Source organism: Haemophilus sputorum HK 2154, from assembly GCF_000287615.1.
Classification (GTDB): domain Bacteria; phylum Pseudomonadota; class Gammaproteobacteria; order Enterobacterales; family Pasteurellaceae; genus Haemophilus_A; species Haemophilus_A sputorum.
This window is the reverse complement of record NZ_ALJP01000003.1, coordinates 159,799-170,151: the sequence shown is the minus strand read 5'-3', so window position 1 is coordinate 170,151 and position 10,353 is coordinate 159,799. Positions and strand designations below refer to the sequence as shown.

Sequence of the window (10,353 nt, the reverse complement as noted above, 5' to 3'; positions counted from 1 at the left end):
GCGGTTGCTGAGCTTTCAGCTGCGGTTGCTGATGAATCTGCTGCTGTTGCTGATGAGCCTGCTGCTGTTGCTGATGAATCTGCTGCAGTTGCTGATGAACCTGCTGCTGTCGCTGATGAACCTGCTGCTGTCGCTGATGAACCTGCTGCTGTCGCTGATGAACCTGCTGCGGTTGCAGATGAACCAGCTGCTGTTGCTGAAGAACCTGCTGCTGTTGCTGAGCTTGCTGCTGCGGTTGCTGAACTTGCTGCTGCTGCTACTGCGCCTTCAATCTTACCTAAGTTAGTATTAACAACTTCGCTCGCTGCTTTTGCAGTTGATTCTGCTGCTGTTGCTGTTGAAGCTGCTGCTTTTGCAGTTTCGTTTGTTTGATCTAATTGTTTGGTTACAGAATAAAGTTGTGAACCATTGATCGCTTCAGTTGAAGTATCAGAAATATTACCTGCTGCAACATTGATCAATTTGCGCTCATTATCTACTGCACCAACGCTTACAAAGCTACCTTTACCTGAAACAGTACCTTTAAAGCCACTATAAGTTAAATTACCTACAGTTGCTGAAGTTACATTTTCAACAGTATGAGAACCCGTAGTGGTTGAATGGTTGCCTAAAACAACGGCATTATCAAAGCCTTCTGCAACTTCAACACCATTACCAATTACAGTTGTGCCGTTTGCTTTGACTTTATTGTTATGACCAATAACCGTATTATTTTGTTTACCATCGGCGATGTTATTTTCCACACCAATCGCAATAGTATTACGAGTGCTATTACCAACTAGGTTGCGTACACCTAAAGCCGTACCATTTTCTGCATTTTCACCCACCCAAGTGTGAGCACCTACAGAAGTACCATTTACAGTGCTGTTATCTACACCTGCGTAGTAACCTAATGCTGTGCCGTTATTTGTGTTTGGACGAACATAGCTTCTTGCACCCACTACAGTTGCATTTAATGAGTTCGTGCCAGCTGCAGAGTATTGACCTACAACTGTCGCATTTTGGGCACCTGTATCTACTACAGAGTTAGAACCTAACAGTGTTGCATTTTTTGTACCAGTACGGACTGAACTATTTGCACCAACCACAACGGCGTCAGCACTCGCTGCTGAAGCAGTGTACCCCATCGCAATCGCGTTAGATGCATCGCTTTCAGTACTTGCGTACATACCCGCTGTAATAGAATTTGGGGCCTGTGCCGAACCTGGTGAATTAACTGTACCACCATTATCATTTGAATACGTAGGTGCATCAGCATCTATATCCTCAACAGGACGATTTACATGAAAATAGCTATTAGTAGACTCTTTAGCTAAATTTAATGCCTGGGTTGCGTTAAGATCTGCTGCTTTTGCAATAGATTCCGCATCTCTTGCCATACTTTTCGCTATAACTGCATCTTGTTTTGCATCATTTGCAGTAGTTTGCGCTGCACCTGCGGCTGTTTTAGCCTCGTTTGCAGTAGTTTGCGCTGCACCTGCGGCTGTTTTAGCGTCATTTGCTGTGGTTTGCGCTGCACCTGCGGCTGTTTTAGCGTCATTTGCAGTAGTTTGCGCTGCACCTGCGGCTGTTTTAGCCTCATTTGCAGTAGTTTGTGCTGTACCTGCGGCTGTTTTTGCCTGATTTGCAGTGGTTTGCGCTGCACCTGCCGCTGTTTTAGCGTCATTTGCAGTAGTTTGCGCTGTCGCTGCCGCTGCTTTGGCTTGATCAGCAGTAGTTTGTGCTGTACCTGCGGCTGTTTTTGCCTGATTTGCAGTAGTTTGCGCTGCACCTGCCGCTGTTTTAGCGTCATTTGCAGTAGTTTGCGCTGTCGCTGCCGCTGCTTTTGCTTGATCTGCAGTAGTTTGCGCTGTACCTGCGGCTGTTTTTGCCTGATTTGCAGTGGTTTGCGCTGCACCTGCCGCTGTTTTAGCGTCATTTGCAGTGGTTTGTGCTGTCGCTGCCGCTGCTTTGGCTTGATCTGCAGTGGTTTGCGCTGTCGCTGCAGCAGTTTTCGCTGCTGTTGCAGTGCTTGCTGTTGCATTAACTGCAGTAATCACGTGATAAAGCTGCGAACCGTTAATTGCATCAGTAGAAGTTGCACTAATTGAACCTGCTGCCACATATTGAATTTGACGTTGGTTAGTTGCATTACCTACCGCTACAGTACCAGTACCAGTACCAGCACCGTTGTTACCAACTTCAGTTGTTCCACTAATTTTGATTGAGGTTAATGCATTTTTAGCACCGCTTGTTGAGCCAGCACCTAAAGCGACATCTTGTGCATTTGCTGCTTTTGCATCTTTACCTAAAGCAACAGCGCCTGCTGCAGTAACATTTGCATTTTGACCTAGCGCAACCGCACCTGCCGCAGTAGCATTCGATGCTGAACCAATAGCAACTGCATAATCTGCCGAAGTATTCGCATTCGTACCTACAGAAATACTTTCTTGCCCACTAGCCTTAGCATAACGGCTGGCCGCTAAAGAAAATGAACCCGTTGCTTGCGCGCCTAAACCAACAGCAACAGCACTATCTTTACCCGCAACGGTATTACGACCTAATGCGATGGCGTTATCTTCTGTTGTTGATACATTAGCATTACGACCAATTGCAAGACCAAAGTTGCCAGATACGTTTGCCTCGCGACCAATAGCAATACCGCTTTCTTTATTAGCCTTCGCAGTCATACCCATAGCGATAGTATTTTCGCCAATTGTTTTAGCGCCAAAGCCCATAGCAATAGCATTATTACCTTGTGAGGCACCTGCTGAATCATTAACTGTCGCACCAGTACCAATTGCAATAGCATTATTACCTTTTGAGCCACCAGTTGGACCGTTAACTACCGCACCAGTACCAATTGCAATAGCATTATCTGCCCATCCTCCAACAGTACTGCCCGAGCCCATAGCAACACCAGCTATCGCACCATTGACGGAATTTTTACCAATCGAAATCGCTTGAAAGTTTGATGCATTCGCATTTGTACCTAATGCTACGCTATCAATATAGCCGCCTCTTGCATTAGAACCAATTGCTGTTGAGTTAGTACCATTTGAAACTGATGAAACACCGATTGCAATCGCTTGAGTACTGTTTGTGGTAGCCGTTGCATCTTCACCAATTGCAATACCTTTTTCACGTTCAACAACAGAATTTCTACCAATCGCAATAGATGCATCTGCTTTTGCATTAGCTAAAGTACCAATTGCAGTAGAATTTCCTGCATTTGAGGATGCTGCTGTACCGAATGCAATCCCTTGGTTACTAGTTGCCGTAACAGTTGCCCCATTACCAATGGCGATACCCTGTTCACGTTGAACATTCGCATTCTGACCAATCGCAACTGCAGAAATTCCGTTTGCATTAGCAAAACCACCGATTGCAGTCGCATTCGTAGCTGTTGCGTTTGCAAATCCACCTTGCGCAATTGCAAAATCAGCCTCAGCATGAGCATCAGAACCTACAGCAACAGATTTAACAGCTGTTGATTTTGTAGCAATACCTAAGGCAACACTATTATCTCCAGTGCCAGTAGCTGCACGCCCAATAGCAACACCACCTTTGTTAGCGTCTGAGCTTCTACCTATCGCAATAGAACCTGTACCTGTCGAAGTACCGCCCGCGATAGCAGTTAGATGATTACCATTATCACCAACTATTTGGTTCATGCCTCCAGCAGTAATCGCATTCGCCTGCCCCGCAACCCCTAAGGTTGCTAACGCAATAGCGCTTAATTTAAACAATTTATTGGCAGTACTTGTTACTGAAGAAACAGAAGCATCAGATGAGGATTTCACCGCTCCTCTCGCCAATTCGGAAGTAACAACCAACGACTGGGTCGTTTTATTCCAAATAACCTTAAAAATCTTGTTCATGAGATTCCTTATATTTTAAAAATCACAAATTATTCATTATGTATGAATACACACACATTTGTTAAAAATGCGTTATAGACCCTATTAGGGGGCTCCCGATTATAGACCAAATTAAAAAAAAATTGAACTTTTAAAAAAATTTAAACCACACAAAAGAGAAAATTTAAAAACACCTTTAAAATCAAAGCGTTACGAACGCTTCATCAGTTTACCCTTAGTGAAAAATTCACTCCAAAAGCTAAAAAAATAGCGTAAAGTGGTCGTACCTTACTCAAATTTACAAAAGTGTTTTTGTAAAAAATTTAGAAAACTTCACCGCTTGCAGTTTGTCTGAAAAAGCATTGCAGTAAAGATTGCAAAAATTTACTTATTTTCACTATGTGGAAATGCTTTTGTGATATGATGATATGCTGTTTTTAGCTATAAAGTTTGATATGAATATTCGTTTAACCGCCATTTTACTGATAATTGCGGCAGGACTAGGTAGCTGGTGGTATAGCCTGCAGCCAAAGGATGCCAACCCGTTAGATAACCTAATTAAACAACAAGGCACGCCAGACTATACGGGCGAGAAGCTTTCTACTGAAGTATTCGACCTACAAGGTAAGCCTCAATACTATGCCGAAGCGCAAGAAATTAAGCGTTTTGAAGAGACTGAATTGACTGAATTTGTGCGCCCATTAGTGAATTTGTTCGATAAAGAAAGTTCACAAAAATTATGGGAGCTTACCGCAAATCAGGCGGAAATTACCAAAGAGAAAATCTTAACGCTTTCAGGCAATGTAAAATTGAATGCGCTAGATAAAACTTCTCGCTTGCAACGTATTGAAACTGAAAAACTAATTGTGGATTTAAACACGCAAGATATTCAAACTGATGAAAGCGTGAAATCGACCGGTTTGGGCTTTACGACCACTGGCGTGGGGCTAAAAGGAAACTTAAAACAACAAGTGGCAACGCTGTTAAAAGATGTCAAATCTTTTATTGAGCCGACTGTCGTTCGTGAGAATAACGAACAGCCAACCCCATAATGATGAGGATTAACTAAGAATGTCTATGAAAAAATTTGCAATAAAATCTGCTTTTTTGACCGCTTGTCTTGCGATGAGCTTTTCAGCTTATGCGTTAAAAGGTGACACCGATCAGCCAATTAACATTGATTCTGGCAGCCAATCTTTAGATATGAACAGTAACACCGTTATTTTTAGCGATGGCGTTTCTATTACTCAAGGCTCTATTAAAGTAAATGCCAGCAAAGTCACGATTGTTCGCCAAGAAGGCAAAAAAGAAACCTTAGATGCGACGGGGTCTCCAGTGACTTTCCAACAAACGTTAGATGATGGTAAGCCTGTGAATGGCAAAGGCAACAGTGTGCATTACGACTTAAATAGCGAATATTTAATTCTGATTGGGAATGCGGAACTGAAACAGTTAGACAGCAAAATTCAAGCTGAGCGCATTACTTATGATGTAAAAAAACAACAGTTAAAAGCTACTAGCGGTGGTAAATCTCGTGTGAAAACGGTGTTAATTCCAAACCAATTAAACAATAAGAAAAAATAAGGGCAAATATGGCGACTCTTTATGCGGAACACTTAGCTAAGAGCTATAAAAATCGTCAAGTGGTAAAAGATGTAAGCTTGGCAGTCAATACTGGCGAAATTGTCGGACTATTAGGTCCGAATGGTGCGGGTAAAACCACTTCGTTTTATATGGTGGTGGGTTTAGTTCGTCACGATAATGGTGTGGTGCGCATTGATAATGAAGACATTAGTTTGCTCCCTATGCACGACCGCGCTAAACAAGGGATCGGTTATTTACCGCAAGAGGCTTCTATTTTCCGCCGTTTAACCGTGTATGAAAACTTAATGTCCGTGCTACAAATTCGTAAAGATTTAACCAATGCCGAACGTAAAGCTCGCGCCGATGAGTTAATTGCTGAATTTCGTATTGAACATATTCGCGATAGTTTAGGGCAATCACTTTCTGGTGGTGAACGTCGTCGTGTAGAAATTGCGCGCGCTTTAGCTGCAAACCCGCAATTTATTTTGCTTGATGAACCTTTTGCTGGGGTTGACCCAATTTCGGTGATTGATATTAAAAAGATTATTGTTAATCTAAAAGAACGCGGTTTAGGTGTGTTAATTACTGACCATAATGTGCGTGAAACTTTAGATGTTTGTGAGCGCGCTTATATTGTGAAAGACGGGCATATGATTGCAACAGGCACCCCAAATGAGATTTTAAATAATCCATTAGTGAAAGAAGCTTATTTAGGTGAGCAATTTAAGTTGTAAATTTTTATTATTATGTTATTAACTGAATTTTTAACTGCGGAGAATATCCATTTGGATACGCCCGCCTCTTGTAAAAAACGTGCATTAGAAATTGCTGGAAAACTGCTTGCCGATGCGATGCGCAAACAGCTTTCAGAAGAAATTGATAGCGATGAGGCTTGCCCTATTGCTTGTTTTGATGCGCTTTTAAAACGAGAAAAATTAGGCTGTACCGCTTTAAATAATGGTGTGGCAATGCCACACGCTAAACTGGCGAATGCTTGTACACAATCGCTTGAAAAACCGATTGCAGTATTCCTTAAACTAGAGCAACCTGTTGACTATGAAGCGCAAGATCGCAAAGAGGTGGATTTAATTTATGCTATCCTTTTTCCAGAGCAATCTTGTCATCACTATAAAGCGTATTTACCTAAAATCGCTGAAAAATTAAGTGATAAAAATATCATTAAACAAATCCGTACTGCTGAAACGGAAGAAGATATTTGGCAACTTTTCTGTTATTTAGATAATCAAGAAGAACAAGCTGAAAAAGCGGAAAAAACAGAAGAACAAGCCAACGAAAAAACAGAATAATAAATATTATACAAACACAATCATTTGAGGTCTTATGGAATTAATTATTATCAGTGGGCGTTCAGGCTCAGGGAAATCTGTTGCAATACATGCATTAGAAGATATGGGCTATTATTGCGTAGATAATATGCCACTTCCTCTTATTCCCCAACTAGCTGAATTTCTCGCTCAGACCAATAGCTCCGCGGTGATTAGTTTAGATATTCGTAATTTGCCGAATAATCCAAATGAAATTATCGACTTACAAACTCAACTAGAACATTACAACACAAAAATTATCTTTTTAGATTGTGAACGTAATACCTTGATTCGCCGTTATAGCGATTCTCGCCGTTTGCATCCGCTTTCAACAAAAGATCTTTCATTAGAAAGCGCGATTGATTTAGAAGATTCATTATTAGATCCGCTTATTCATCAAGCTAATCATATTATTGATACTACTCACCTTTCATCTCATGAATTAGCTGAAAGTTTACGGATGTTATTACAAGGCGCTAGCGTTAAGGAACTCAATATTGTAGTGGAATCTTTCGGCTTCAAATATGGCTTGCCGTTAGATGCAGACTATGTTTTTGATGTGCGTTTTCTGCCTAATCCGCATTGGAATCCTGAACTTCGTCCAATGACAGGGCTTGAACAACCTGTGATTGATTTCCTTGAACGCCAAACAGAAGTGCACCAATTTATCTACCATACTCGCAATTATTTAGAGCTATGGCTTCCGCAACTTGAACAAAATAATCGTAGTTACTTAACAATTGCAATTGGTTGTACGGGCGGAAAGCACCGTTCTGTATTTGTTGCCGAACAAATTGGGAAATATTTCGAAGCGAAAGGAAAAAAAGTTCAAATTCGCCATCGTAGTCTTGAAAAATATACAAAAAAGCATAAGCCAGACTAAAATCTACACAAATTTACCGAACTAATATGACAATTGCTTGTCCATTGAGGTACAATTATATTGCCGGTTGACGGCACTAACTTTATAAGGATTGAATTATGACTAAATTTACTAAAATCAGTGCAACTGCATTATTTGCATTATTTTTAACCGCTTGTGACAAACCAGCTAACAAACCAGCAGAAACTGCAGCACCAGAAAAAACACCAGCGGCAGCAACGCAAGAAAAAGCAGCCGCACCTGCTACAGAAGCAGCGAAACCTGCAGCAGCTGATGAAATGGCACAAGGTAAAGCTGATTTAGAAAAAGTACTTGCTTGGGATAGCCAAAACCAAGGTCAAATGGTTAAACTTCAACAAGAGTTACAAGCTAAAGCAGCATCTGGCGATCCAAAACAAATTGAAGAAGCAGTAAAAGGCTTTACTGCATATATTGATGATACGATTAAATCATTAGATTCACTTGATATTAAAAATGCACAAGTAGTTGACTTCCGTACTTTAGCGAAAGACGTTTTAGGTTTATCTCGAGATGTGATGGTTGATTCATTAAAAATTGCTTCAAACCCACAAGATGCAGATTTACAAAAAGGTCTTCAAACTAAAGTTCAAGACTTAATGCAAAAAAGCCAAAATCTTTTAAACTCACAAAATGAGTTAAAAACAAAATTTGGTATTAAATAATTTTAACTTTTCTTTTTTTAAAGGTTAGGTGATTGCCTAACCTTTTTTATCTTGGATGATTAAAGGTATAACGATGAAAAAATTCACTGCTCTAAGCACAGCTGCATTATTAGCGATTTTTTTAACCGCTTGCGATAAACCTGCAAGTCAAACAACAGAAGCTGCAACACCAGCAAAAGAAACTGCTGCGGCATCAACACCAGCAAAAGAAGCAGCAACATCTGCGCCAACAAAAGAAGCTGCACCAGCGCCAAAAGCAGATACAGGTGAACAAGATTACAAAACATTCCGCCAATGGAAAGCTGAACAAGAACTTGCAATTAACAGCGCATCTGAAGAAGCGATGAAAAAATTAGGCGAACAGGCTGATCCAAAAGTGATGCAAGAAACGCTTAACAAAGTGTTAATGGAACAAATTCAAGCTGTTAAAGCGAGCGCAGAAAAATTAGACATTCAAGATGAGAAAGTTAAAGCATTAAAAGATAAAACATTAGAAGTGTTAGCGCTTGGGCTAAAAATGATGGAAGCGACTGAAACTGTCGCAAAAAATCCAACAGAAGAAAGCCATAAAGCACTTGGTGAACTACAAACTCAACTCAATAAGCTGGCAGATGAAGGCCTAGCATTAGAATCTGAATTAACACAGAAATATGAACCTGCGCCAGCTCAACCTGCAACGCCTGCAGAACAGCCAGCAGCTCAGGCACCTTCTGCACCAGCAGAAGCGCCAAAAGCACAATAATTTTTCCTATTTAGGGGCGTATAATACGCCCCTTATATATTTTTAATTCCTTTAATAATCAGAAAAAATGGCATTAATTGAATATCATCCGCCACTTGAGCCTTTTTTAGATGAGGTTTATCGAGATAACCATATTTTAGTGATTAACAAACCTAGCGGTCTGCTCTCTGTTCCTGGCAATCGCCCTGAATATTTTGATAGTGCAATGACTCGCGTGCAGAAAAAATATGGTTTTACTGAGCCAGCCCACCGTTTAGATATGGCTACTAGCGGTATTTTACTATTTGCTTTAAGCAAAGCTGCAGAAAAAGAACTCAAACGCCAATTTCGCGAACGTGAACCGAAAAAACACTATATTGCTCTGCTTTGGGGAAAATTAGGCGAAAAAGCGGGCGATACGGGTGAGATGAATTTTCCACTGATTTGTGATTGGGAAAATCGCCCTCGTCAAAAGATTTGTTATGAACGCGGTAAAAAAGCAATTACGCATTATGAAGTCTTAGCGCATTTGCCAAACAATACAACGAGAGTGAAATTAACTCCAATTACTGGACGCTCTCATCAATTACGCGTCCATAGTTTAGCGCTAGGGCATCCTATTTTAGGCGATAAATTTTATGCCAATCCACTGGCAAAAAGTTTATCTCCCCGCCTTTGCTTGCATGCTGAAAGTTTAACAATTACTCACCCAATTACCGGTGAGCCGATGACATTTAGCGCTGCGCCTGAGTTTTAATTTGAGTTAATAACTGGCGATAATAGTCCCAAGCAAAATAACGACCAGGGTCGACTTTTCTTCCTGGAGATATATGCTGATGCCCGGTAATCCGCTCATCAACAATTTTCGGATAAGCTTGTTGAAGTTTATCCGTTAATTTTGCCAAACTTTCATATTGTGCTTGAGTAAATGGCTGATTATTCGAGCCTTCTAACTCAATACCAATCGAAAATTCGTTACACTTCTCTCTTCCTTCAAATATGGAAAGCCCTGCGTGCCACGCCATTTCATTAAAATTCACGTATTGCGTGATTTCACCTTGTCGGTTAATTAAACAATGCGCAGAAACACGTAAATCTTTGATTTCTTGAAAATAAGGATGCGCGGTCGGATCTAACTTACCTTGAAAGAAATCATCAATAAAATGCGCGCCAAACTGCTCTGGCGGCAAGCTAATATAGTGAATCACTAATAGCGAAATTTCAGTCCCTTCGGGACGGGCATTGAAATGCGGGGAAGGCACTTGCTTTTGATGAATCAGCGTACCGTTTTTAAGCGTTAAATCCATAAGCGTTTGTG

At 40.9% G+C, this 10,353-nt stretch carries 10 protein-coding genes; 8 read left to right on the top strand and 2 right to left on the bottom strand.

Annotated elements, in window-relative coordinates; genetic code table 11:
• On the bottom strand, positions 1-3,860 hold a 3,860-nt coding region (locus HMPREF1128_RS00935), incomplete at its 3' end, for an ESPR-type extended signal peptide-containing protein (protein WP_007523092.1).
• A 434-nt stretch (positions 3,861-4,294) separates the two neighbouring features.
• On the opposite strand from HMPREF1128_RS00935, the gene lptC reads away from it, so the two are divergent.
• From lptC to rluA, 8 genes are all read left to right on the top strand, one after another.
• Positions 4,295-4,891: an LPS export ABC transporter periplasmic protein LptC gene (lptC, locus tag HMPREF1128_RS00930; protein WP_035529880.1), complete on the top strand. Its 597-nt coding sequence runs from the start codon at positions 4,295-4,297 to the stop codon at positions 4,889-4,891.
• A 19-nt stretch (positions 4,892-4,910) separates the two neighbouring features.
• On the top strand, positions 4,911-5,423 hold the full coding sequence (gene lptA, locus HMPREF1128_RS00925) for a lipopolysaccharide transport periplasmic protein LptA (RefSeq protein ID WP_007523039.1): 513 nt from the start codon (positions 4,911-4,913) through the stop codon (positions 5,421-5,423).
• A gap of 8 nt (positions 5,424-5,431) precedes the next feature.
• Positions 5,432-6,157, top strand: coding sequence for an LPS export ABC transporter ATP-binding protein (gene lptB, locus HMPREF1128_RS00920; protein WP_007523207.1), 726 nt, complete (start codon positions 5,432-5,434; stop codon positions 6,155-6,157).
• 12 nt (positions 6,158-6,169) lie between these two features.
• Positions 6,170-6,730: a PTS sugar transporter subunit IIA gene (locus HMPREF1128_RS00915; protein ID WP_007523096.1), complete on the top strand. Its 561-nt coding sequence runs from the start codon at positions 6,170-6,172 to the stop codon at positions 6,728-6,730.
• Positions 6,731-6,764: 34 nt separating this feature from the next.
• Positions 6,765-7,631, top strand: coding sequence for an RNase adapter RapZ (gene rapZ / locus HMPREF1128_RS00910; protein ID WP_007523214.1), 867 nt, complete (start codon positions 6,765-6,767; stop codon positions 7,629-7,631).
• A gap of 98 nt (positions 7,632-7,729) precedes the next feature.
• Positions 7,730-8,314 (top strand): hypothetical protein, encoded by a 585-nt coding sequence (locus HMPREF1128_RS00905; RefSeq protein ID WP_007523052.1) that lies wholly within the window; start codon positions 7,730-7,732, stop codon positions 8,312-8,314.
• A gap of 73 nt (positions 8,315-8,387) precedes the next feature.
• A complete protein-coding gene (locus HMPREF1128_RS00900) occupies positions 8,388-9,056 on the top strand; it encodes a hypothetical protein (RefSeq protein ID WP_007523259.1) in 669 nt (222 codons plus the stop codon).
• A gap of 67 nt (positions 9,057-9,123) precedes the next feature.
• Positions 9,124-9,792, top strand: a complete 669-nt coding sequence (gene rluA / locus HMPREF1128_RS00895; RefSeq protein ID WP_007523246.1) for a bifunctional tRNA pseudouridine(32) synthase/23S rRNA pseudouridine(746) synthase RluA — start codon at positions 9,124-9,126, stop codon at positions 9,790-9,792.
• Here the strand turns inward: rluA and ampD are convergent.
• Complete coding sequence (gene ampD / locus HMPREF1128_RS00890; protein ID WP_007523071.1) at positions 9,770-10,342, bottom strand: 1,6-anhydro-N-acetylmuramyl-L-alanine amidase AmpD; 573 nt, start codon at positions 10,340-10,342, stop codon at positions 9,770-9,772. The two genes, rluA and ampD, sit on opposite strands and share 23 nt — an antisense overlap.
• Between the last annotated feature and the right edge of the window lie 11 nt (positions 10,343-10,353).